Genomic DNA, 22,937 nt, shown 5'->3' with positions numbered 1-22,937 from the left:
GCAAGCGGGCGGCGCGTAAAAAAAGGACGCCGCAGCGTCCTTTTGCATGCCTCTCGCGAGATTACCCCGCCAGCTTGGCCTTCAGCAATTCCGTCAGCTGGGCCGGGTTGGCCTTGCCCTTGGAGGCTTTCATGGCCTGGCCGATCAGCGCGTTGATGGCAGCTTCCTTGCCGGCACGGTACTGCTCCACCGACTTGGCGTTGGCCGCCAATACTTCATCGACGATGGCTTCCAGGGCGCCCGAGTCCGAGATCTGCTTCAAACCCTTGGCGTCGATGACGGTATCGACCAGGTGCTCGTCGCTGGACTTCGCTTCCCACATGCCGGCGAAGACTTCCTTGGCCGCCTTGTTCGATATCGTGCCGTCGGCGATGCGCTTGAGCATGGCGGCCAGCTGCGCGGCGGAGACGGGCGCGTCGTCCAGGTCCACGCCTTCGCGGTTCAGGGTCGACGACACGTCGCCCATCAGCCAGTTGGCGGCGGCCTTGGCGTTTTCCTTGCCGGCCTTGTCGACCACGGCGACGAAATAGGTGGCCATGGCTTTCGATTGCGTCAGCACCAGCGCATCGTAATCGGGGAGCGCATACTCGCTGATGAAGCGCGCGCGCATGGCGGCCGGCAGTTCCGGCATCGATGCCTTGACCGTATCGATCCATGCTTGCGAGATGACCAGCGGCGGCAGGTCAGGGTCCGGGAAGTAGCGGTAATCCTGGGCGTCTTCCTTGCTGCGCATTTCGCGCGTTTCCTTGCGGTCCGGATCGTACAAACGCGTCGCTTGCACGACCTTGCCGCCGTCTTCGATCAGTTCGATCTGGCGGCGCACTTCGACGTGCACGGCTTCCTCGATGAAGCGGAAGGAGTTCAGGTTCTTGATCTCGCAGCGGGTGCCGAATTCCTTCTGGCCGACGGGGCGTACGGAGACGTTGACGTCGCAGCGGAACGAGCCTTCCTGCATGTTGCCGTCGCAAACGCCCAGCCACATGACCAGCGAGTGCAGCGCCTTGGCATAGGCCACGGCTTCGGCGGCGCTGCGGATTTCCGGTTCCGAGACGATTTCCAGCAGCGGCGTGCCGGCGCGGTTCAAGTCGATGCCGCTCATGCCCGCATAGTCTTCATGCAAGGACTTGCCGGCGTCTTCTTCCAGGTGGGCGCGCGTCAGGTTGACCGTCTTGGTGACGAATTCGCCATCCTTTTCGTAGCCGAAGGTCAGGGCGCCACCGATGACGACGGGGTCTTCGAACTGGCTGATCTGGTAGCCCTTGGGCGAATCGGGATAAAAATAGTTTTTACGCGCGAAGACCGAGTGCGGCGCCACGGTGGCGCCCACGGCCAAACCAAAACGGATCGCGCGCTCGACGGCTTGCTTGTTCATCACCGGCAGCACGCCTGGCAGGGCCAGGTCGACGGGGCTCGCTTGCGTGTTGGCGTCGGCGCCGTACTTGATCGGCGAACCGCTGAAAATTTTGGATTCGGTCGTGAGCTGCACGTGGTTCTCAAGACCGATGACGACTTCCCATTGCATAGTGTTCTCGCTTATTTTTTGGTGGCGCCGCCTCGGCGGCGCGAATTTTTTTCTTAGATGCCGGCAGTTGCGTTGCCTGGAGCACGCGTATGCCAGTCCGTCACCAGCTGGTACTGGTGGGCCACGTTCAGCAGTTTGGCTTCGCCAAAATAATTGCCGATGATTTGCAGGCCGACGGGGCGCTTGCCATTCTTGTCTCCCGCGCCGAAACCGCAAGGGATCGACATGCCGGGCAGGCCGGCCAGGCTGGTCGACAGGGTGTAGATGTCGGCCAGGTAGTTTGCTACCGGGTCATCCGTCTTGTCGCCCAGGTCCCAGGCGACAGTCGGCGCGACGGGGCCCATGATGACGTCGCAGACGGCGCTCGGGCCATTTAATACGGCATCGAAATCCTGCGCGATCAGGCGGCGGATCTTTTGCGCCTTCAGGTAGTAGGCGTCGTAGTAGCCGTGGCACAGCACATAGGTGCCGACCATGATGCGGCGCTGCACTTCCGGGCCGAAGCCCTGGGCGCGCGACTTTTTGTACATGTCCTGCAAGTCCTTGTACTCGGCGGCGCGGTGGCCATAGCGCACGCCGTCGTAGCGCGACAGGTTCGACGACGCTTCGGCCGGGGCGATCATGTAGTAGGCGGGAATCGACAGGGCAGTGTTCGGCAGCGAGATGTCGACCAGGGTGGCGCCCAGTTTTTCATACTGCGCCAGCGCGCCGCGCACGGCCGCTTCCACGTCCTTGGCCAGGCCCTCGCCGAAGTACTCGCGCGGCACGCCGATGCGCAAGCCCGTCAACGGCTGGCCCAGTTCACGTGAAAAATCTTCCGTCACACCGCCCTGTTCCGGCGACAGGCTGGTCGAGTCGCGTTCGTCAAAGCCGGCCATGGCGCTCAAGAGCAGGGCGCAGTCTTCGGCCGAGCGGGCCATCGGGCCGCCCTGGTCCAGCGACGAGGCAAAGGCGATCATGCCGAAGCGCGACACGCGGCCATACGTCGGCTTGATGCCGGTGATGCCACAAAAAGCAGCTGGCTGGCGGATCGAACCGCCCGTATCGGTGCCGGTGGCCGCTGGCGTCAGGCCGGCGGCGACGGCGGCAGCCGAGCCGCCGGACGAGCCGCCTGGCACGGCCGTCTTGTCCCACGGATTGTGCACGGCGCCGAAGGCCGAGTTCTCGTTGCCGGAACCCATGGCGAATTCATCGCAATTGACCTTGCCCAGGGTGACCATGCCGGCTGCCTGGAATTTTTCCACCACGGTGGCGTCAAACGGGCTGGCGTAGTTGGCCAGCATTTTCGAGCCGGCCGTGGTGCGCCAGCCTTTGGTCACGAACAGGTCCTTGTGCGCGATCGGCACGCCCGTCAACGGCGTGGCCGTGCCAGCGGCGATGCGCGCGTCGGCCTCGGCAGCTTGCGCCAGGGTCAGGGCACGGTCGACGTGCAGGAAGGCGTTCGAAGTATCCGCTGCGATGCGGTCGAGGAAGTGCGTCGCCAGTGCAACGGCGGAAATTTCCTTGTTCTGCAAAAGCGTGGACAGCTGTTTGATGGATTTTGTATGCATGGCGTTTCTATTTTGATATTCGGCAAGAAGGCGGGAGCGGCGCAACGGCGTGTTTATTCGATAACCTTAGGCACGAGATACAGGCCATCCTGGACCTTCGGTGCCACGGCCTGATAGGCGTCGCGGTGATTCGTTTCCGTGGCGACGTCTTCGCGCAGGCGCAGGGCGATATTGTCCATATGGGCAGCCAGCGGGTGGCTCAGCGGGGCCACGCCATCGGTATTGACGGCTTGCATTTGTTCCGCCAGGGCAAAAATCTTGTTCAATTGGGCCAGGGACGTGACGGCCTGATCGTCGGCCATTTCGAGTTGTGCCAGGTGGGCGATGCGTTTTACGTCGGAGAGTGTCAGGGACATGGCGAATGGCGCGGAGTGCCGCGCATTAGTATTAAGTTGGCGTTTCGATAAAACGCGAATATTTACTGCTTTTTTGCTCACAAAAGCCGGGGAATGCCGCGTAACTCGCGGCTGCAAGAGTCGCACTTTTCCATGGTTTTTGAGCAAATCGCATTCAAATTATAAGGTAGAATGGCGGGTTAATGCGTTGCCGGCGCTGATGGACCGCTGCCGCAGCATAGAAAAGATTGCGCAAGCGCCAAGCGAAACCCGGAAAAACCGCCTTCATGGATTTTCAGGGTGCCTGAAAGCGCCCGCTTTGAAACTCCCCATAAACAGCTTTTGCGCAGCTCGATGCGCTACAGGACACTCATGTTTGGTTTTTTACGCAGGTATATCTCCACCGATCTGGCCATTGACTTGGGCACGGCCAACACCCTTATTTATGTGCGCGGCCTCGGTATCGTCCTGGACGAACCGTCCGTCGTCGCCATCCGCCAGGAAGGCGGTCCGAATGGCAAGAAGACCATTCAGGCAGTCGGCAAGGAAGCCAAGCAGATGCTGGGCAAGGTGCCGGGCAATATCGAAGCGATCCGTCCGATGAAAGATGGCGTGATCGCCGACTTCACCGTGACCGAGCAGATGCTCAAGCAATTCATCCGCATGGTGCATGACTCGAAATTCTTCCGTCCATCGCCACGCATCATCATTTGCGTACCGTGCGGTTCGACCCAGGTCGAGCGCCGCGCGATCCGCGAATCGGCGCTGGGCGCCGGCGCCTCGCAGGTGTACCTGATCGAAGAACCGATGGCAGCGGCCATTGGCGCCGGCTTGCCGGTATCGGAAGCGACCGGCTCGATGGTGGTCGACATCGGCGGCGGCACCACCGAAGTGGGCATCATCTCGCTGGGCGGCATGGTCTACAAGGGTTCCGTGCGCGTGGGCGGCGACAAGTTCGATGAAGCCATCGTCAACTACATCCGCCGCAACTACGGCATGCTGATCGGCGAACAAACGGCCGAAGCCATCAAGAAGGCCATCGGTTCGGCTTTCCCCGGTTCGGAAGTGAAGGAAATGGAAGTCAAGGGCCGCAACCTGTCCGAAGGCATCCCGCGCTCGTTTACCATTTCCAGCAACGAGATTCTCGAAGCGCTGACCGACCCGCTGAACAACATCGTCTCGGCCGTGAAGAACGCGCTGGAACAGACGCCGCCGGAACTGGGCGCCGACATCGCCGAAAAAGGCATGATGCTGACGGGCGGCGGCGCACTGCTGCGCGACCTGGACCGCCTGCTGATGGAGGAAACCGGCCTGCCGGTGCTGGTTGCCGAGGACCCGCTCACTTGCGTGGTGCGCGGTTCCGGGATGGCACTGGAACGTATGGACAAGCTCGGCTCGATCTTCTCCTACGAATAATCTGACAGAAGGGCCGGAACTTCAGTTTCCGGCCTTTTTTGGGTTTTGGCGCCGGCGTTCGACCGGGGCCTGCACGTTGGCGCACTGCGCCTGGCCTGATTATTGGAAGTCATGGAATACAGTCCTCCGCCACTTTTCAAACAAGGCGCCTCCGCCCGCGTCAAGATGATGGTGTTCGCCGGCATTTCTATCGCCCTGTTGCTGGTCGATTCGCGCATGCACGCCTTGACGGCCGTGCGCCAGGCAGTCGGTACCGTGCTGTATCCGGTGCAGATGGCGGCCCTGGTGCCGCGCGATGTGGCGCTTGGCGTCGGCAATTACTTCTCTTCGCTGTCCGCCCTGGAAAAACAGGTACGCGACCTGAAGCACGAACAAATCGCCTCGGCGCAGATCATGCAGCAGGCGCAGCTCAATATCGTTGAGAACAACCATTTGCGCAAGCTGATGGAAGCGCGCGAGCGCGTTCCCGTGAAGACCATGATGGCTGAAGTCCTGTATGACACGCGCGATTCGGCCACGCGCAAGATCGTGCTGGACCGGGGCATTCAGAATGGCGTCGAACTGGGCCGCCCCGTGATCGATAACCTCGGCGTGGTGGGACAAGTCACGCGCGTGTTCCCGTTCACCTCGGAAGTGACCTTGCTGACCGATGAAGAACAGGCCATTCCCGTGCAGCTGCTGCGCAATGGCGTGCGCAGCGTGGCCATCGGCCGCGGCAAGTCCGGTACCATGGAGCTGCGCTTTACGGCGCCCACCGCCGACATCCAGATCGGCGACATCGTCATTACCTCGGGCCTCGACGGCCTGTATCCGGCCGGCCTGGCCGTGGCGCGCGTGACCCTGGTCGAGCGCAATGCGCATGGCCCGTTCGGCCGCGTCGTGTGCCAGCCGCTGGCCGGCATCGAACGCAACACCCAACTGCTCATCTTGATGACGTCGCCGGAGATCCCGGCGCGTCCGCCAGTCGAAGACGTCAAGACGGGCCGCAAGATCGCCGGCAAGATGGCGCCGATCAAGGACCCTGCCAAGGAGCCGGCTGCCGCCGGGGCAGCGACAGCGCCGGCCACCGCGCCCGCCACACCGGCCGCGAAGCCGCCCGCAAGCCCGCTTCCGAAACCGGCGACGCCGGCCGCTGCCACAATACCTGCCGCCGTGCCACCGAAGGAAGCGACACGATGAACCGCCCGCATTACATCCTGCTGCCGGTCAGCCCCCTGTTCATCGGCTTTTCCCTGCTGTGCGCTTTTCTGCTGAACCTGCTGCCCTGGGGACAGTTCGTCGGCGTGCCCGATTTCGTCGCCCTGGTGCTGGTCTTCTGGGGCATACACCAGCCGCGCAAGGTCGGCATCGGCGTGGCGTTCTTCATGGGTTTGATGATGGACGTGCACGACTCGACCCTGCTGGGCGAGAATGCGCTGGCCTACACCTTGCTGTCGTACTTCGCCATCATGATGCACCGCCGCGTGCTGTGGTTCCCCATCCTGACGCAGGCGCTGCATGTGCTGCCGCTGCTGCTGCTGACGCAGGCACTGCAATTGCTGACGCGCCTGATCGTCTCGGGCCGTTTCCCCGGCTGGCTCAATTTCATCGAGAGCTTCGTCGCCGTGGCCCTGTGGCCCTTCGTCACGTGGGTCTTGCTGGCGCCGCAGCGCCGCGCCGTGGACCGCGATCATAACCGGCCGATTTGACGGGCGCCCGCCATGACTGAACTGAAAAATACCGAGCGCGAGCTGCATTTTTTCCGCATGCGCCTGACCATCCTGGGCGCGCTCGTCTTCGTCTGCTTTTCGCTGCTGCTGGCGCGCTTCATCTGGCTGCAGGTGATCAAGCACGAGGACTACGCGACCAAGGCCGAAGACAACCGCATCGCCGTGGTGCCCATCGTGCCCACGCGCGGCCTGATCCTCGACCGCAACGGCGTGGTTTTGGCGCGCAATTACTCGGCCTATACGCTGGAAATCACGCCATCGAAATTGAGCGCCAGCCTCGATTCGGTGATCGACGAGCTGTCGACCCTGGTGCAGATCGACGTCAAGGACCGCCGCCGCTTCAAGAAGCTGCTGGAAGAGTCGAAGAACTTCGTCAGCGTGCCGCTGCGTACGCGCCTGACGGACGAAGAAGTGGCGCGTTTCACGGCGCAACGCTTCCGCTTCCCCGGCGTCGAGGTGCAGGCGCGCTTGTTCCGCCAGTATCCGATGGGCGAGGTGGCGTCGCACGTGGTGGGTTTCATCGGCCGCATCAACCGCAATGAAGCCAAGGCGCTGGAAGAGGGCGACGACGCGGCCAACTACAACGGCACCGACCATATCGGCAAGGAAGGCCTGGAAAAAAGCTACGAGAAGCAGCTGCATGGCACCACCGGCTACGAAGAAGTGGAAGTGTCGGCCGGCGGGCGCGCAATGCGCACCCTGTCGCGCACGGCGGCCATCCCTGGCAATAACCTGATCCTGTCGATCGACATCGAACTGCAAAAAGTGGTCGAGGAAGCGTTCGGCGAATGGCGTGGCGCGGCCGTGGCGATCGACCCGGCCACGGGCGACATCCTGGCCTACGTCTCCAAGCCCGGCTACGACCCGAACCTGTTCGTCGACGGCATCGACCAGCAAAGCTGGAATGAACTCAATACCTCGCTGGACCGGCCGATGGTCAACCGGCCCCTGTCCGGCACCTATGCGCCTGGCTCGACCTTCAAGCCCTTCATGGCGCTGGCCGCACTCGAATTGGGCAAGCGCACGCCGAGCCAGTCGATTTCCGATCCGGGTTTCTTCATCCTCGGCGGTCACACCTTCCGCGACGACAAGGTCGGCGGCCATGGCACGGTGGACATGCACAAGTCCATCGTCGTCTCGTGCAACACGTATTACTATCAGCTGGGCCGTGACATGGGCATTGATGCCATCCACGACTTCATGAAGCCGTTCGGCTTCGGCCAGCTGACGGGCATCGACCTGAATAATGAAAAGACGGGTGTGCTGCCGTCGACGGAATGGAAGCGCAACCGCTTCAAGACGCCGCAGCAGAAAAAATGGGTGGGTGGCGACACGATTTCGGTGAGTAACGGCTCCGGCTACAACTCATATACGCCGCTGCAGATCGCCCACGCGACGGCCAACCTGGCCAATAACGGCGTGGTGATGAAGCCGCATCTGGTGAAGATCATCGAAGATGCCGCCACGCGTGCGCGCACCCTGACGGTACCGAAGGAAAGCTACCGCATCGCGCTCAAGCAGGAAAACATCGACGTCATCAAGCGCGCCATGGTGGGCGTGACCAGCGAGCAGGGCGGCACGGCCGCGCGCATCTTCACCGGCGTGCAGTACACGGTGGGCGGCAAGACGGGGACGGCGCAGGTGGTGGGCATCAAGAAAAACGAGAAGTACAATGCCAAGCTGCTGGCCGAACGCCTGCGCGACAACGCCTTGTTTACAGCCTTCGCACCGGCCGACAAGCCACGCATCGCCATTGCGATCGTGGTGGAAAACGCGGGCTTCGGCGCCGGCGTGGCTGCACCGATCGCGCGCAAGGCGCTCGACTACTACCTGCTGGGCAAGCGCCCGAGCGACAAGGAAAAGGACACCACCAAGGTGCCCAAGGAAGATGTCGACGAAGTGCGCACCCTGGAAGAAATCACTGACGAGCAGGCCGCTCCGGCGCCGCCTGCCAGGCAATAAAGGAAGCACATGCCCATTAACGAGAGGCGCTCGCTGTGGCGGCGCGCCAAACCCTATCTGGCGGTGTTCGATCCGCCGCTGATGATCATCATCCTGATGCTGCTGTGCACCAGTCTGCTGACCCTGTATTCGGCCAGTATCGGCATCCCCGGCAAGATCGAGGACCACCTGCGCAACATCCTGCTGTGCTTTTTCGTCATGTGGGTGGCGGCCAACATCACGCCGCAGATGATGATGCGCATCGCCGTGCCGGCGTACACGGTATCGGTGATCTTGCTGGTGGCCGTGGCGCTGTTCGGCACCATCAAGCTCGGTGCGCGGCGCTGGCTGCATATCGGCGTGATCGATATCCAGCCGTCCGAATTCCTGAAGATCGCCACGCCGCTGATGCTGGCCTGGTTCTTCCAGCACAATGCGGGCGCCCTGCGCTGGAAATCGTTCCTGATGGCGGCCGTGCTGCTGCTGGTGCCCGTCTACCTGATCGCGCGCCAGCCCGATTTGGGCACGGCGCTGCTGGTGGTGGCGGCCGGCTTTACCGTCATCTTCCTGGCCGGCCTGTCGTGGAAAGTGCTGGCCGGCTTGCTGATCACCTTTGTGGCCTGCCTGCCGATCGCCTGGTCGCACCTGCATGATTACCAGCGCGACCGCGTGATGATGCTGATCGACCCGACCAAGGACCCGCTGGGCAAGGGCTTCCATATCATCCAGTCCATCATCGCCATCGGTTCGGGTGGCATGACGGGCAAGGGCTGGACGCACGGCACCCAGGCCCACCTGGAATTCGTCCCGGAGCGCACCACCGATTTTATTTTTGCCGTATATTCCGAGGAATTCGGCCTGGTCGGTAACTTGATCCTGATGCTGATGTATTTGCTGCTGGTGGGACGGGGGATGATGATCGCCGCCAACGCCCCCAGTTTTTTCACTCGCCTGCTGGCAGGAGCGATCACTATGATTTTCTTTACGTATGCGTTTGTTAACATGGGCATGGTCAGCGGCATCGTGCCGGTGGTCGGCGTTCCCCTGCCTTTCCTCAGCTATGGCGGCACCGCGCTGCTGACCCTGGGCGTGGCTACCGGTATCCTGATGAGCATCCAGCGCCATCGCAAGCTGGTGCAGACCTGATGCGGGCGCCTGTCGATACCTTCGCCATGCGCGGATTGAGCCTGGCCGCTTTGCTGACCCTGGCCGCCTGCGGCACCACGCCGCAAAAAACCGCATCGAACAACGTGCCGCTGCCGTCAGGCGGCAAGGTCAAGTCCCCCGTGCGCCAGGACCCCACCTTGCCGGCGTTGCCGGCGGCCGGCTCCGGGCGCGGCGGCTACTACAAGGATGACGGCCCGGGCGAGAATCCGCCGGCCAACCTGCGCGACGTGCCCGATGCGGAAGTGCGCAACGAGCCGTATTCGACGCGCTCGAACCGCCCGTATGTCGTCTTCGGCAAGACGTACACGCCGATCACCGACAACGAGCCATTCAAGCAGAAGGGCACGGGCACCTGGTATGGCAAGAAATTCCATGGACAGCGCACTTCGTCGGGTGAAATCTACGACATGTACAAGATGACGGCGGCCCATCCCACCTTGCCGATTCCGTCGTATGCGCGTGTGACGAGCATCGACAGCGGCGAACAGGTGATCGTGCGCGTCAATGATCGTGGTCCCTTCCACGCCACGCGCGTGATCGACGTGTCCTACACGGCGGCGCTGAAACTGGGCTTCCTGGGCAAGGGCAGCCACCAGGTGGTCGTGGAACGGCTGCTGCCGGCCGATATCGATGCCATCCTGGCTGCCCGCGCGGCGCCGAAGCCGGTGCCTTCCGTGGTGGCTATTTCCATCGATACACCGCCCGAGACGGGCGCCGTGGTGCAGCCGGAAGTGTCGACGCAAATGGATGCCACGGTGGCCGCGCCAGCGCCGGCCGCGTTGACCAGCGGCTTTTATCTGCAGCTGGGTGCCTACTCGCGCGCCGACAATGCGGAAACGGGGCGGTCGCGCCTGGCGCCATATGCGGCGGCCTTGGGTACGCTTGGGGTGGTGCAGGCCGGTAACCTGTTCCGCCTGTATGGCGGACCGTTCACCAGCCGTGCCGAGGCGGCACGCGCGGCGGCGAATTTGCCGGAATCGACGGGCATCAAGCCTATCGTCATCGAAAGATAAGCGTAGGTCGGATTAGGCCCGAAGGGCCGTAATCCGACGCGATTGTCAGGTGTCATTTACAGGAGCGCAGTTCCTGCTCTTCGAACTGCTTCGTGATCTCGGCCAGCCGCGCGCGCGTGGCGGCGTCGAGGTCGCGGAACTGGTAAGCGAGCTGCTTGCTGGCGCTGTAGCGTGGCGCGACGCGGGCGCTGTGCACGCCCTGCTTGTTGAGCGATGCCAGCTGGCTTTGGGCGCTGGTTTCCGACTTGAACACGCCCAGTGAAATGCCCCAGCGCTGCGCGCTGCCTTCGTTGATGATGAAGTAATTCGTCACGCCCAGCTGCTTCAATTCGCCGGCCTTGCGCTCGGCGCCTTCCTTGCTGCCCTGCGGCGGGATGTACACCATGTAGCTGGAAATGTCCTGGCCGGCCACGTTGCGGCGCGACTGTCGGTCGCCCAGGTTCAACGCCGCCACTTGCGCTTCGAAGCGGCGCCCGTCAGCCAGCAGGAAATTGCCCACTTCCGTGCAGGCATACGATGGCGGTGGCGCAGCTACGGCCGCCGCCGGCGTCGCCCCCTCTTCGGCAGCCGGTGGCGCGGCGGGCGCCGTGGCCTGCTCCTGTGTCAGCAAGGTGAGTTTGCCCGCCTGCAGCTGGTTTTTCAGGCGTGCCGGTTCGCGCGTCTCCGTGCGAAAACTGCCCAGATAACCCTGGCCGATGGCCAGGACCAGCAGGTTGACGCCGGCCAGCAGCCAGAAGACGAATTTCAGCATACGTGGTTTCCTTGTGATCCTGCCGTGCCGGCGCGTGCGGATGCCTGCAGGCCGAGCATGACGATATTGTCCACCAGATGCAGCGGTACCGGCAGTGCCAGGGCCGGTGCGATACGCGGCGCGGCGCCGCCGGACAATACACAGGCACTGGCGCCGTGCATGCGCACGGCCCGTTCGATGGCGCCCGCCTGCGCCGCCAGGCAGCCACTCAAAATCGCGTCGTCCGTGTTGTCGGCAAAGCCGGCCGGCAGCATGGCGTCGCCGGCGATTTGCGGCAGCTGCGCCGTGTTGCGCGCCAGCGAGCTGGCCATCAATCCCAGTCCCGGCAAGATCATCCCGCCGAGGAAAACGCCATCGGCCGTGATGGCGTCGATGGTGGTGGCGGTGCCGCAATTGGCGACGATGAGCGCCTGGCCAGGCGCCAGAGCGTGCGCGCCGATGGCGGCGGCAAAGCGGTCGCAGCCCAGCTGAGATGGCGTGCGGTAGCCGTTCGTGAGGCCCGCCAACTGCGGCAGCGAGACGAAGTTGCGCGCAAAGACCGGCAGCATGGCGCGCAGGTGCGTGCCGATGACGGCGCCGGCCACGTTCGACAGCAGCGCGTCGCTGATGGCGAGTTTCTCCCATTGCGCGGCCAGGGTGTCGAGCTGCGCATGCGCGACGGCGCCGCTGGCCAGCCAGGCCCCGGCGGCACTGTCGGCTTCCACGAGTGCCCATTTGATGCGCGTATTGCCGGCGTCGATCAGCAGCAGCATGCGCTTACTCCCCGACCAGGCGCAAGGACACGTCGCCGGACATGACTTCCTGCAGCCCGCCATCGGTGCGCAGCAGCAGGCGACCCAGCTGGTCCACGCCGGCCGCCACGCCTTGCTGCAGCAACTGGCCGTTGTCGAGGATTTTCACGTGCTGGCCCTGCCAGGCGTGCAACAGATTCCAGCGTTCGGCAAACGGCGTAAAACCCGTGTCGTCGAATTCGGCCAGCACGCCGGCCAGACGGCTGAGCAAGGCCGCCACCAGCGTATTGCGCTCCATCTGCGCCAGCCACGGCACGGCCGAGACGCTGCGGCCAATCTGCCGTTCCAGCGCATCGGGCATCAGCAAATTGATGCCGCAGCCGATCACGGCCCATACGCCGCCGTCTGGCGCCTGCTGCGTTTCGACGAGGATGCCGGCCAGTTTATGGCCATCCTTGAGCAGGTCATTCGGCCATTTCAGTTGCACCGGCACGCCCAGCGCCGTCATGCTTTCGGCCAGGGCCACGCCGACGGCCAGCGGCAGGCCGACCAGCTGATGCAGCGGCCCCTTGAAGCGCCAGGCCAGCGAGAACATCAGGCTGGCGTCCGCCTGCGACACCCACGGCCGCCCGGCGCGCCCGCGTCCGGCCGTCTGCTGGCCGGCGACGCGCAGGGTGGGTCCGGCCAGGGTGGCGCAGCGCGCCAGCAGGTCGGCGTTGGTCGATCCCGTTTCGTCGACCACTTCGATGGCCACGTGGGAGGCGCCCGTGGCGCAATGGGCGGCGATGGCCGCGCTGTTCAAGTCTGAGTGCTTCGTCATGGGAATTGGATCAGTTGCGCGCCTTGTGCGGCGCATTGGCGAAGACCCGGTCGTAGACGGCATTCGGCAGCGCGCGCAGCAGCTTGGCGACGACGCCCATCTGCCACGGGATCACGCGGTAGCTGTCGCCGTCGGCGATGGCGCGCGCGGCGCGCACGGCGAATTTATCGGCCGGCATCAGGAAGGGCATGCGATAGGCGTTGTGGCGCGTCATCGGCGTGTCGATGTAGCCGGGCGTGATGGTGACGACCTTGATGCCGGCCGGTTTGAGTTCCAGGCGCAGCGATTCGCAGTAGCTGATGACGGCCGCCTTCGATGCGCTATAGGCTTCGGCGCCGGGCAGGCCGCGTATGCCGGCCACGCTGCCGATGCCCACCAGGCGTCCGCTGCCCTGGTTTTTCATGGCGGCGATGAAGGGGGCGAAGGTGGCGACGGTGGCCGTGACGTTGATGGCGATGAGGCGCGCGAAGGCGTCGAGGTCTTCCGCGTGTTCGCTCAGGGTGCCGTAGGATACGCCGGCGCTGGCGATGACGACGTCGATGCCGCCGGCATGGGCGATGAAGTCATCGGCCGCGCTTTTCAGGGCGGCGTGGTCGCAGACATCGACGGCGTAGGCGCGGTGGCGTTCAGGGTGGGGCAGGGAAGCGATCAGTTGCTGCAGGGTGTCGCCGCGGCGGGCCAGCAAGCCCAACTGGGCGCCCTGGTGCGCGTACTGCAGCGCCAGGGCGGCGCCCAATCCACTCGACGCGCCCGTGATGAAAACGCGATGCATCAGGCGATGCCCGGGCGCGCCAGGGAAGTGGCCATGCTTATTTCTTTTCCGCTTTGGCTTTCGCGACCAGCACGTCCATCACGGTCAGTGCCTGGGCGTTCAGTTGCTCTTCGTTCTTGGCCGACTTGCTGCCCTGATCGGCTTGCGAAGGCGAGGTGATATAGCGGCCATCGATGGCGATCATGGGCCAGAACGTGACGTTATAGCCCTGCATCATGGCGTCCGCGCGGCGCACGCGGGCCGAGATGCCCATCGAGCGGTAGGTGTCGATGAACTTCTGGCGGTCCACGCCCTGCCTGGCGACGAAGTCGAAGACGGCGTCGTCGGTATTCAGGCGGTTGCGTTCCACGTGCATGGCGTGGAAGACGCTGGTGTGCAGCTTGTCGACCAGCCCCATGGCTTGCAGGGTGAAGAACAGCCGCTGCTGCGGCGCCACGCTGTCATCGCGCGACACGTGCACGCGCTTGAAGACGATGTTGTCGCCCTGTTTCTTGACCCAGGCCGCCAGTTGCGGCTCGAGCACGTTGCAATGCGGGCAGTAATAGGCGAAGAATTCCGTCACTTCGATTTTCTTGCCCGATTCCGTCGCCTGCGGCGTGGCCAGGGTTTCGTATTCGACGCCGTTCTTTGGGTCGGCCGGCGAGGCCGATGCGCCCAGGGTAACGGTGCACAGGGCGGCGGCGAACAGGATTTTCTTCAGAAAGCGCATGCTGGTTCCTTATTTTTGGTTGCGGACGACGGCGACATCGATGCCGTTTTCAGACAGTTTGGTGCGCGCGCGGTTCATCGCTTCGAGCTGGTTGAACGGCCCGATGCGTACGCGGTGCAGCACGCCGGCATCGGTGCTGCGGTCGCTGATGGCCGCTTCGAAGCCGAGCAGCGCCAGTTTGCCGCGCGTGCTTTCGGCGTCCGACATGTCGTGGAAGGCGCCGGCCTGCAGATAATAAATCCATTTGTCGCTGGCTGCATCGGCCTTGGCTTCGGTTTTCACGTCGGCCTTGGCTTGCGGCGCTGGCGCTGCTGCCGCCGGCGTTTTTGGCGCCGGCTTGTCCTTCAATGTACCGATGAGTTCCTGCAACGCGTCCGGCGGCGGTGCCTTCGGCTGCTGCGCGGGAGCGGGTGCCGGCGCAGCAGGCTGCGTCGGCGCGGCGATCTCGCGCGGCTCCTTGGAGAAGTCGCGCGCCGCTTCCTTGGCCGCTTCCTTGTTGCCGTACATCGGCCTGTTCGGGTCGGCGATCTGGCCGGCCGTCGGTTCGGCCGACTTGCCGGCCTTGCCCGACTTGTCGGTGAAGGGCGAGGCACCCTTGGTGATCACCAGGGCGACTACCACGGCGATACCCAGGCCGATGACCAGGCCGATGATGATGCCGACCAGCGTGTTGCCCTGCTGGCGCCGGGTCGAAGAGAAGCGGGAAGCATGATTCATTGACGGTTAGACCTTCGCGATTACATTTTGTTTGGCGCGGATACGCCGATCAGTGCCAGGCCGTTGCGCAATACCTGGCGCGCGGCGATGACGAGGGCCAGGCGGGCCATCTTGACGGCGTCGTCCTCGACCAGCACTTTTTCGGCGAAGTAGAAGCTGTGCAGGTTGGCGGCCAGGTCGCGCAGGTAGAAGGCGACTTGATGCGGTCCCAGTTCCGCTTGCGCGCGCGCCAGCGTTTCCGGGTAGGCTGCCAGGGTCGCCAGCAAGGTCGCTTCGGTCGGCGCCGTCAAAGGAGACAAATCGACGCCGGCGACCGTGTTCTCATCACCGCCCCAGTTTTCCAGGATGCGGCAGATGCGCGCATGCGCGTACTGCACGTAATACACCGGGTTTTCATCGGTGGTTTTCAGCGCCACGTCGACGTCGAAGACGAATTCCGTGTCGGCCTTGCGCGAGATCAGGAAGAAGCGCACGGCGTCGCGGCCCTTGGCGATGTCGCCGCCGCCCGACCATTCGATCAGGTCGCGCACGGTCACGTAGGAGCCGGCGCGCTTGGAAATCTTGACTTCTTCGCCGTCCTTCATGACGGTGACCATCTTGTGCAGCACGTAGTCGGGGTAGCCTTGCGGGATGCCCATGTCGACTGCTTGCAGGCCGGCGCGCACGCGCGCGATGGTGCCGTGGTGGTCGCTGCCCTGGATATTGATGGCCTGCACGAAGCCGCGCTGCCATTTCACCAGGTGATACGCGACGTCCGGCACGAAATACGTGTAGGTGCCGTCCGTCTTGCGCATGACGCGGTCCTTGTCGTCGCCGAAGTCGGTGGTGCGCAGCCACAGCGCGCCATCCTGCTCGTAGGTGTGGCCCGCCTTGATCAGCGTTTCCACGGCGCTGTTGACCTTGCCGTCCGCGTACAGCGAGGACTCCAGGTAGTAATTGTCGAACTTCACGCCGAACGCCTGCAAGTCGATGTCCTGCTCGTTGCGCAGGTAGGTGACGGCAAACGGGCGGATCGAATCGATGTCGTCGATGTTGCCATTCGCCGTGGCGGGCAAGCCATCGCTGGCCGAGACCGTCTTGCCGGCCTTGAAGTCGTTGGCGATGTCGGCGATGTAGTCGCCGTTGTAGGCTGATTCGGGCCATTCGGCGTCGCCCGGCTTGAAGCCGCGCGCGCGCGCCTGCACGGAATTGGCCAGGGTCTGGATTTGCACGCCCGCGTCGTTATAGTAGAACTCGCGCGTCACCTGGTAGCCTTGCGCGTCGAACAGCGAGGACAGGGCGTCACCCAGCGCCGCCTGGCGGCCGTGGCCTACGTGCAGCGGGCCGGTCGGGTTGGCCGAGACGAATTCCAGGATGACCTGCTTGCCGGCGCCTGCCGTGCTGCGGCCATAGCTGTCGGCTTCGCTCAAGATGGTTTTCACCACGGCTTGCTTGGCGGCGTGTGACACGCGCACGTTGATGAAGCCGGGACCGGCGATTTCCACTGCCTCGATCAAGCCCTTGCCAGCCGGGTTGGCCAGCACGGCCGTGACGATGGTTTGCGCCAGTTCGCGGGGATTCTGTTTCAGCTGCTTGGCCAGTTGCATGGCGATGTTGCAGGCGACGTCGCCATGCGATGCGTCGCGTGGTCGCTCGAGCACCACGGATGGCTCAAGCGTAGTGCCGGCCAGGACGGGAGCGAGGGCGGCCTGGAACAGGGCGATGATTTCTTGTTTCTGTTGGGCGAGCATGAGCAGGATGGCGGTGGAACCGCGTTAAGAATGAATAGAATGAATCAAAAAGCAAAACGGACGGCCAGTACCCAAGCCGCCCAGACTGCGTCAATTATACTGGTTTGCCGGCGGGAACAATACGCTTGCCGGCAAGGTCCCCGTGCCGGCGCATTTCACGATATTATCAGGACAACATGCCTATGTTGGTGCATGAAAACATCAGCATGGCGCATTCTGCTTGTATATATGCAGTTTTTTGCCGCAATTTACAGCAATCGCTGCAATCGCTTGGGCCAGAGGGCGCCACAAACGCTACAATCGACCCTTTATTGATAACGCGCGGCCGCGACTTTGCCACCATGCAGCCCACCGCGCGCAGCCACACCGGATAACTATGAACAAGCGCCCCACGCTGAAATTGAAAACCAAGCCGGCGCCAGGCCAGGCGCCTGCCGCACCGAAATTGCGTCCCAGCTACCATCCCGACCTGAAGCCGGTCTTGCAGCCAGGCTTCCAACCCGATTTGCGCGCCGACTCGCTGGCGTTTTGCCTGCTGGGCGCCGCCAATGCCGTGGCGCAAGTGCGCACGGGCACGGCCCTGCCGCAGGCGCTGGCCAAGGTGTTTGCGCAATCGAACGCCAGCCCGCAGGCGCGCGGCGCCATCCAGGATATTTCCTACCGTACCATGCGCCAGTTGGGCCGCAGCGAAACCCTGGTTGGCCTGATGACGTCGAAGGCGCCGGAGCCGCCGATGCTGGCCGGGCTGCTGTGCTGCGCGCTGTCGCTGATGTCGGCCGAGCCTGGCGAGCAGCCGTACGAAGAATTTACCGTTGTCGACCAGGCTGTCACGGTGGCCACCTCGCACCCTGACCTGGCGCATGCCAAGGGCATGGTGAATGCCGTGTTGCGGCGTTTCTTGCGCGAGCGCAAGTCCTTGCTGGAAGCGGCCCTGCAGCAACCTTTGGCGCAATGGAATTATCCGCAATGGTGGATCGATTCGCTGCGCCTGGCCTATCCGCGCGACTGGCAAGCCATATTGACGGCCGGCAATGCCGTGCCACCGTTGACCTTGCGCGTGAATCGCCGCAAGAGCACAGTGGAAACGTATCTGGCCGTGCTGTCTGATGCGGGTATCGCCGCACGCCAGGTGGGACCGTTTGCCGTACGCCTGGACAAGCCCATCGGCGTGGCGCTGATTCCCGGCTTCGAGCAGGGCGTCGTCTCCGTGCAGGATGCCGGCGCGCAACTGGCCGCACCGCTGCTGGACTTGCAAGACGGCATGCGCGTGCTGGACGCCTGCGCGGCGCCCGGCGGCAAGACCTGCCACATCCTGGAACTGGCTGACGTGCACGTGACGGCCATCGATGCGGACGCCAAGCGCTTGCCGCGCATCGCGGAAAACCTCGAGCGCCTGGGCCTGGACGCTACCTTGAAGGCGCAGGATGCGCAATCGAGCGCGTGGTGGGACGGCCAGCAGTACGACCGCATCCTGGCCGACGTGCCGTGCACGGCCTCGGGCATCGTGCGCCGCCATCCCGACATTCGCTGGTTGCGCCGCAAGGGCGACGCGTTCCAACTTGCAACACTTTCCTCCAAAATTCTGGACAACCTGTGGCAGATGCTGCGCCCCGATGGTAAATTGCTATTCGTGACATGTTCATTGTGGCCGCAAGAGTCCGAGGCACAGGCGGCGGCATTTGCGGTGCGCAATAATGCGACCCGATTGACAGCGCCTGGCCAGCTGTTGCCGACTGGCAGCGCGGAGCAGGACCATGACGGTTTGTTCTATGCGCTATTCCAAAAAAATGCGGCTTGAGCGATTCGTCGCACCTTTTCCTACGGACACCACCGGCACACTTGTGACAACACGACTCTTCCGACTCCTGGCCCTGCTGCTGATGCTGGCATGTACCATGCCGCGCGCGCAAGCCGCCGACATGGTCGAGATCACCCGTGCCTATATCGAGTCGAGCGAAGAGGGCTACAAGCTGGCCGCCACCTACTCCTTCGATCTCAATCACGACCTCGATGATGCTGTGCAGCATGGCGTGCCGCTGTTTTTCACGACAGAAATCGAACTGACCCGGCCCCGCTGGTACTGGTTCGATGAAAAGGCCATCGTGGCGCGCCAGACCAGCCGGCTGTCGTACAACGTGCTCACGCGCCAGTATCATGTGTCGGGCGGCGGCTTGCAGCAAAGCTTCCCCACGCTCGACGACGCGCTGTTCCTGATCCGCCGCCCCAGCCGCTGGCTGGTGGCGCCGCGCGGCGCGCTGAAAGTGGGGCAGACGTATAACGTCACCTTGCGCATGGGCATGGACCGCGACTACCTGCCCAAGCCGATACAGGTCAATGCCTTCAATAACAGCGACTGGCGTCTGGCTTCGAATAAAAAAACCTTCTTGTATACGGCGGAGTAGTGAGTCAAGCATTGCGCTATTTGCTGGTGGTGGGCGGCGGCATTGTCAGTATCCTGCTGTTCCTGCTGGCGTCGGCTTCCGATAATTCCGGCTTTTTCGACCGTTATTACACCTGGCTGCTGGGCCTGAACGCCGCCGTGGCTGTGGCCCTGCTGGCGCTGGTGGGCATTTCCCTGGGCCGTCTGTACGTGCGCTACAAGAGCGGCAAGTTCGGCTCCAAGCTGATGACACGTTTGGTGATGCTGTTCGCCGCCGTCGGCATCTTGCCGGGCCTGGTGATTTTTCTTGTCTCTGTGCAATTCGTGTCCCACTCCATCGAATCCTGGTTCAACGTCAAGATCGAAGCGGCGCTGGAATCGGGGATTGAGCTGGGCCGCGCGGGCCTCGATGCGGCCCTGGTCGAGCTGGAGCACCGGGGTCACAAGGCGGTCGCGGAGCTGGGCACCGACCCGGTGGCCGGTCCGGCCGTGCTGACGAGCTTGCTGCGCGAAGAAGGCATGCAAAATGTCATGGTTGTCAGCGGCGACGGCATCCTGCTGGCCAGCGCCGGGCCGCACAGCGCGGCTGACTTGCCGACGCCGGCCATGCTGGTGAAGGCCGCCTCTCCGGACGGCTATGCCTCCGCCGAAGGGGGCCAGGAGTTGCACGATGATGGCGCGGAGTCGGGCGGCGGCGGCCTGCGCGCGGGTACGCCGGCGTCGCTGGAAACGGCGACCAGCCTGCGTCTGCGGGTGCTGGTGCCGGTGCCCGGTCCCTCCGTTTCGCCCCGCTACCTGCAATTGCTGCAATCGGCGCCGCCCAAGCTGGCGACGAATGGCGAGGTGCTGCGCGCCGCGTATAGCGAATACAAGGAACGTTTCGTCGCGCGCGTGGGCTTGCGCAAGATGTACATGGAAATCCTCACCTTGACCTTGCTGCTGGCCATCTTTGGCGCCATCGGCAGTGCTTTCCTGATCGCCGGCAATTTGGCCCAGCCCCTGCTGCTGCTGGCCGAAGGCACGCGCGCCGTGGCCGAGGGCGACCTGTCGCCGCGCCCCATCGTCGCCACCAAGGATGAACTGGGCACGCTGACGCAATCGTTCAACATCATGACGCGCCAGTTGCTCGATGCGCGCACGGCCGTGGAAAGCAACCGCGCCGCGCTGCAAAACGCCAAGGCCCACCTGGAATCGGTGCTGGCAAACATGTCGGCCGGCGTGATGGTGCTCGACGGCGATTTCAAATTGGTGACGTGCAATGAATCGGTCGAGCGCATCTTGCAGCATTCGGGCATGAGCATCGTGGGGCAGCCGCTCGCGCATATTGCTGGAATGGAAGAGTTTGGCGGCGCCATCATCAGCGCCTTCACGGCGCAAAGCGCGCAATCGGCGTCGGGCCGCAACCAGCAGCGCCTGCACTGGCAGCGCCAGATCGAGATTCCGCGCCGCCTGGGCAGCAGTGCCGACGAGCATGACATCACCCTGCTGGCGCGCGGTTCGCGCTTGCCGCTGGAGTCCGGCAGCGGCTACATCGTCGTCTTCGATGATATTTCCGACGTGATTTCCGCGCAGCGCTCGATCGCCTGGGGCGAGGTGGCGCGCCGCCTGGCGCATGAAATCAAGAATCCGCTCACGCCCATCCAGCTGTCGGCCGAGCGCCTGCAGATGAAGCTCGAAGGCAAGCTGGAGCAGCCCGATGCGGACTTGCTCAACCGCGCCACCACCACCATCGTCAAGCAGGTCGATGCGATGAAGCGCATGGTCGATGACTTCCGCGACTATGCGCGCACGCCGCCGGCCGTGCTCACGCCGTTGCGCCTGAACGAACTGATCGAAGAGATCCTGAACCTGTATTTGCGCGGCGATGATGGCGACATCATCCACCCGCAACTGGCGCCGAATCTGCCGATGGTGATGGGCGATCCGACCCAGTTGCGCCAGGTGATCCATAACTTGCTGCAGAATGCGCAGGACGCCATGGCCGACCTGCCGCCGGACTCGCCGCATCCGCGGATTGACGTAAGGACGGAAGCAATTCATTATCGCAGTGCGGATGGCGGCGTGAATATCGCCGTGCGGCTGGCCATCACCGACAATGGCCCTGGTTTCGCGCCAAAAATCCTGGCGCGTGCCTTCGAACCCTATGTGACATCGAAGGCGCGCGGCACGGGATTGGGCCTGGCGATGGTCAAGAAAATTATCGATGAACATGGCGGACGCATCGATATCGAGAACCGGGTCGACGGCAATGGCGCTTCGGTGGTCATTTTGCTGTTAAAGTTAGCTCCCGACACTCCTGCCCAGGATTTCCTGGCGTGAGGGTCTGGTTTAGTATTTAAAACACTAATAAAATCATAGCTGTCCGCCGTGTGCATCTTGTGCGCGACGGCCGGCGAAATGAGGAAGGCAAGACACGAATGGCAAACATACTCGTAGTGGATGATGAAATGGGTATCCGTGAGTTGCTCTCGGAAATTCTGGGCGACGAAGGACATGCTATCCAGCTGGCCGAAAATGCGCAGCAGGCGCGTGAAGCGCGTGCCGCCGGTGCGCCGGATCTGGTATTGCTCGATATCTGGATGCCCGACACGGACGGCGTGACCTTGCTCAAGGAATGGCAGCGCGACGGCTTGCTGACCATGCCGGTGATCATGATGTCGGGCCACGCCACCATCGATACGGCGGTCGAGGCGACGCGTATCGGTGCCATGAATTTCCTGGAGAAACCGATTGCCCTGCAAAAACTGCTGAAAGCAGTCCAGCAAGGCTTGACGCGGGCACAGGAAACCGTGCGCGCGCCGAGCGTGGCGCCGCGCCCCGTGGCACCCGTGGTGGCCGAGGAAAGCAGCCACCCTGTGCCCAGCTTTGGCGGCAGCGCACCGCAACAGCTGATGGTGCGTCCGGGCATCGCCGTACCGGCAGTGGCCGAAGGCCATGGCTACAACCTGTCGTTCGACTTGCCGCTGCGCGAGGCGCGCGACGCGTTCGAGCGCATGTATTTCGAACACCACCTGGGCCGCGAAGGCGGCAGCATGACCCGCGTGGCGGAAAAAACAGGCCTGGAACGTACCCATTTGTACCGCAAGCTGAAACAGCTGGGCGTCGAACCGGGCAAGCTGGCCAAGAAAAACCTGTGACGGCAGCCGTGCGGCGTCCGACGCCGCTGACCCTGGTCAGCGGTGGACGCGCCGCCGAGCGCGAGGCCGCCATCGCGCAAGCGTTGGCGCCTGGCGAGCCGGCCGCCGTGATCCTTGAGGGCCTCGCTGACGGCAACGCCATCCTGGCCGACCTGGCCGGGCAAGCTTCCCCTTCTTCATCGTTTCCATTGCAACTGTTGCGCATCGCGCCCGGTTGCCTGTGCTGCAGCGGCAATCTCGTATTGCGTGTAACATTGAATCGTCTGCTGCGCCATCCTCCCGCGCGCTTGTTCATCAGCCTGGCCGATGCCACGCACATTGAACAATTGCGCGCCTGGCTCACTGCCAGTCCCTACGACGTCCTGCTGGCGCTGCAAGCCGACATCGTGCTTTCCTGACGATTTCTCGATCAACTTACCGCAGTCGCAGTTTGCATCTCGTTACAACTCTGTAGCCCGCCCGGTGGCATGGCGCTTGAAATGGTGCCGTATCAGCCCCACCTCTGTTCTGAAACCGCAGGAGGCTCTCCTGCTTGAG

Annotated in this window: 21 protein-coding genes; 11 read left to right on the top strand and 10 right to left on the bottom strand. The window is 63.4% G+C overall.

What is annotated here, in order from left to right:
- Window positions 1–61 precede the first annotated feature (61 nt).
- From gatB to gatC, 3 genes are read right to left on the bottom strand one after another with little or no spacing between them, the layout of a single operon-like run.
- Window positions 62–1,537 carry an Asp-tRNA(Asn)/Glu-tRNA(Gln) amidotransferase subunit GatB gene (gene gatB / locus CLU93_RS08410; protein WP_257225123.1) on the bottom strand — a complete coding sequence of 492 codons (1,476 nt, stop codon included), beginning with the start codon at window positions 1,535–1,537 and terminating at the stop codon, window positions 62–64.
- Between the two features lie 38 nt (window positions 1,538–1,575).
- Window positions 1,576–3,072, bottom strand: a complete 1,497-nt coding sequence (gene gatA, locus CLU93_RS08405; RefSeq protein ID WP_099760740.1) for an Asp-tRNA(Asn)/Glu-tRNA(Gln) amidotransferase subunit GatA — start codon at window positions 3,070–3,072, stop codon at window positions 1,576–1,578.
- A 53-nt stretch (window positions 3,073–3,125) separates the two neighbouring features.
- Entirely contained in the window at window positions 3,126–3,428 is a 303-nt protein-coding gene (gene gatC / locus CLU93_RS08400) for an Asp-tRNA(Asn)/Glu-tRNA(Gln) amidotransferase subunit GatC (protein ID WP_071079526.1), read from the bottom strand.
- Between the two features lie 351 nt (window positions 3,429–3,779).
- Between gatC and CLU93_RS08395 the strand changes: the two genes are divergently transcribed.
- The 6 genes from CLU93_RS08395 to CLU93_RS08370 all read left to right on the top strand — a co-directional run bounded on the left by CLU93_RS08395 (window position 3,780) and on the right by CLU93_RS08370 (window position 10,653).
- Window positions 3,780–4,823, top strand: coding sequence for a rod shape-determining protein (locus CLU93_RS08395; protein ID WP_010393186.1), 1,044 nt, complete (start codon window positions 3,780–3,782; stop codon window positions 4,821–4,823).
- 111 nt (window positions 4,824–4,934) lie between these two features.
- Complete coding sequence (mreC, locus tag CLU93_RS08390; protein WP_099760739.1) at window positions 4,935–6,002, top strand: rod shape-determining protein MreC; 1,068 nt, start codon at window positions 4,935–4,937, stop codon at window positions 6,000–6,002.
- A complete protein-coding gene (mreD, locus tag CLU93_RS08385; RefSeq protein WP_071079524.1) occupies window positions 5,999–6,511 on the top strand; it encodes a rod shape-determining protein MreD in 513 nt (170 codons plus the stop codon). Before mreC ends, mreD begins: the two co-directional genes overlap by 4 nt.
- Before the next feature lie 12 nt (window positions 6,512–6,523).
- On the top strand, window positions 6,524–8,494 hold the full coding sequence (gene mrdA / locus CLU93_RS08380; protein WP_099760738.1) for a penicillin-binding protein 2: 1,971 nt from the start codon (window positions 6,524–6,526) through the stop codon (window positions 8,492–8,494).
- A 9-nt stretch (window positions 8,495–8,503) separates the two neighbouring features.
- Window positions 8,504–9,619: a rod shape-determining protein RodA gene (rodA, locus tag CLU93_RS08375; RefSeq protein WP_099760737.1), complete on the top strand. Its 1,116-nt coding sequence runs from the start codon at window positions 8,504–8,506 to the stop codon at window positions 9,617–9,619.
- Entirely contained in the window at window positions 9,619–10,653 is a 1,035-nt protein-coding gene (locus tag CLU93_RS08370) for a septal ring lytic transglycosylase RlpA family protein (protein WP_099760736.1), read from the top strand. Before rodA ends, CLU93_RS08370 begins: the two co-directional genes overlap by 1 nt.
- A gap of 52 nt (window positions 10,654–10,705) precedes the next feature.
- Here the strand turns inward: CLU93_RS08370 and CLU93_RS08365 are convergent, their stop codons facing one another.
- Genes CLU93_RS08365 through argS form a run of 7 tightly spaced genes read right to left on the bottom strand, consistent with a single transcriptional unit; the run spans window position 10,706 to window position 16,883 of the window.
- Window positions 10,706–11,404 (bottom strand): SPOR domain-containing protein, encoded by a 699-nt coding sequence (locus CLU93_RS08365; protein ID WP_099760735.1) that lies wholly within the window; start codon window positions 11,402–11,404, stop codon window positions 10,706–10,708.
- Window positions 11,398–12,156, bottom strand: coding sequence for a type III pantothenate kinase (locus CLU93_RS08360; protein WP_099760734.1), 759 nt, complete (start codon window positions 12,154–12,156; stop codon window positions 11,398–11,400). The genes CLU93_RS08365 and CLU93_RS08360 overlap by 7 nt, the downstream gene beginning before the upstream one ends.
- A 4-nt stretch (window positions 12,157–12,160) precedes the next feature.
- On the bottom strand, window positions 12,161–12,955 hold the full coding sequence (locus tag CLU93_RS08355; RefSeq protein ID WP_099760733.1) for a biotin--[acetyl-CoA-carboxylase] ligase: 795 nt from the start codon (window positions 12,953–12,955) through the stop codon (window positions 12,161–12,163).
- Window positions 12,956–12,965: 10 nt separating this feature from the next.
- Entirely contained in the window at window positions 12,966–13,727 is a 762-nt protein-coding gene (locus CLU93_RS08350; RefSeq protein ID WP_099760732.1) for an SDR family oxidoreductase, read from the bottom strand.
- 37 nt (window positions 13,728–13,764) lie between these two features.
- Window positions 13,765–14,436, bottom strand: a complete 672-nt coding sequence (locus CLU93_RS08345; RefSeq protein WP_099760731.1) for a thiol:disulfide interchange protein DsbA/DsbL — start codon at window positions 14,434–14,436, stop codon at window positions 13,765–13,767.
- 9 nt (window positions 14,437–14,445) lie between these two features.
- Window positions 14,446–15,153: an SPOR domain-containing protein gene (locus tag CLU93_RS08340; protein WP_099760730.1), complete on the bottom strand. Its 708-nt coding sequence runs from the start codon at window positions 15,151–15,153 to the stop codon at window positions 14,446–14,448.
- Between the two features lie 20 nt (window positions 15,154–15,173).
- A complete protein-coding gene (gene argS, locus CLU93_RS08335; protein WP_099760729.1) occupies window positions 15,174–16,883 on the bottom strand; it encodes an arginine--tRNA ligase in 1,710 nt (569 codons plus the stop codon).
- A gap of 376 nt (window positions 16,884–17,259) precedes the next feature.
- Here argS and rsmB point away from each other — a divergent pair, with 376 nt between their 5' ends.
- The 5 genes from rsmB (at window position 17,260) to CLU93_RS08310 (ending at window position 22,798) form a co-directional block, all read left to right on the top strand.
- The gene (gene rsmB / locus CLU93_RS08330; RefSeq protein ID WP_099760728.1) at window positions 17,260–18,681 is read left to right on the top strand and encodes a 16S rRNA (cytosine(967)-C(5))-methyltransferase RsmB; all 1,422 of its coding nucleotides are present in this window, start codon (window positions 17,260–17,262) and stop codon (window positions 18,679–18,681) included.
- Entirely contained in the window at window positions 18,653–19,285 is a 633-nt protein-coding gene (locus CLU93_RS08325) for a DUF4390 domain-containing protein (RefSeq protein ID WP_099760727.1), read from the top strand. The genes rsmB and CLU93_RS08325 overlap by 29 nt, the downstream gene beginning before the upstream one ends.
- Window positions 19,285–21,582: a sensor histidine kinase gene (locus CLU93_RS08320; RefSeq protein ID WP_099760726.1), complete on the top strand. Its 2,298-nt coding sequence runs from the start codon at window positions 19,285–19,287 to the stop codon at window positions 21,580–21,582. Before CLU93_RS08325 ends, CLU93_RS08320 begins: the two co-directional genes overlap by 1 nt.
- 98 nt (window positions 21,583–21,680) lie before the next feature.
- Window positions 21,681–22,400 carry a response regulator gene (locus CLU93_RS08315; protein WP_099760725.1) on the top strand — a complete coding sequence of 240 codons (720 nt, stop codon included), beginning with the start codon at window positions 21,681–21,683 and terminating at the stop codon, window positions 22,398–22,400.
- Window positions 22,397–22,798, top strand: a complete 402-nt coding sequence (locus CLU93_RS08310; RefSeq protein ID WP_099760724.1) for a GTPase — start codon at window positions 22,397–22,399, stop codon at window positions 22,796–22,798. Before CLU93_RS08315 ends, CLU93_RS08310 begins: the two co-directional genes overlap by 4 nt.
- Window positions 22,799–22,937 lie beyond the last annotated feature (139 nt).

The sequence above is a fragment of the Janthinobacterium sp. 35 genome (assembly GCF_002754575.1).
GTDB classification, from domain to species: Bacteria; Pseudomonadota; Gammaproteobacteria; order Burkholderiales; family Burkholderiaceae_D; genus Janthinobacterium; species Janthinobacterium tructae.
This window is presented reverse-complemented; position numbering and strand designations above follow the sequence as displayed.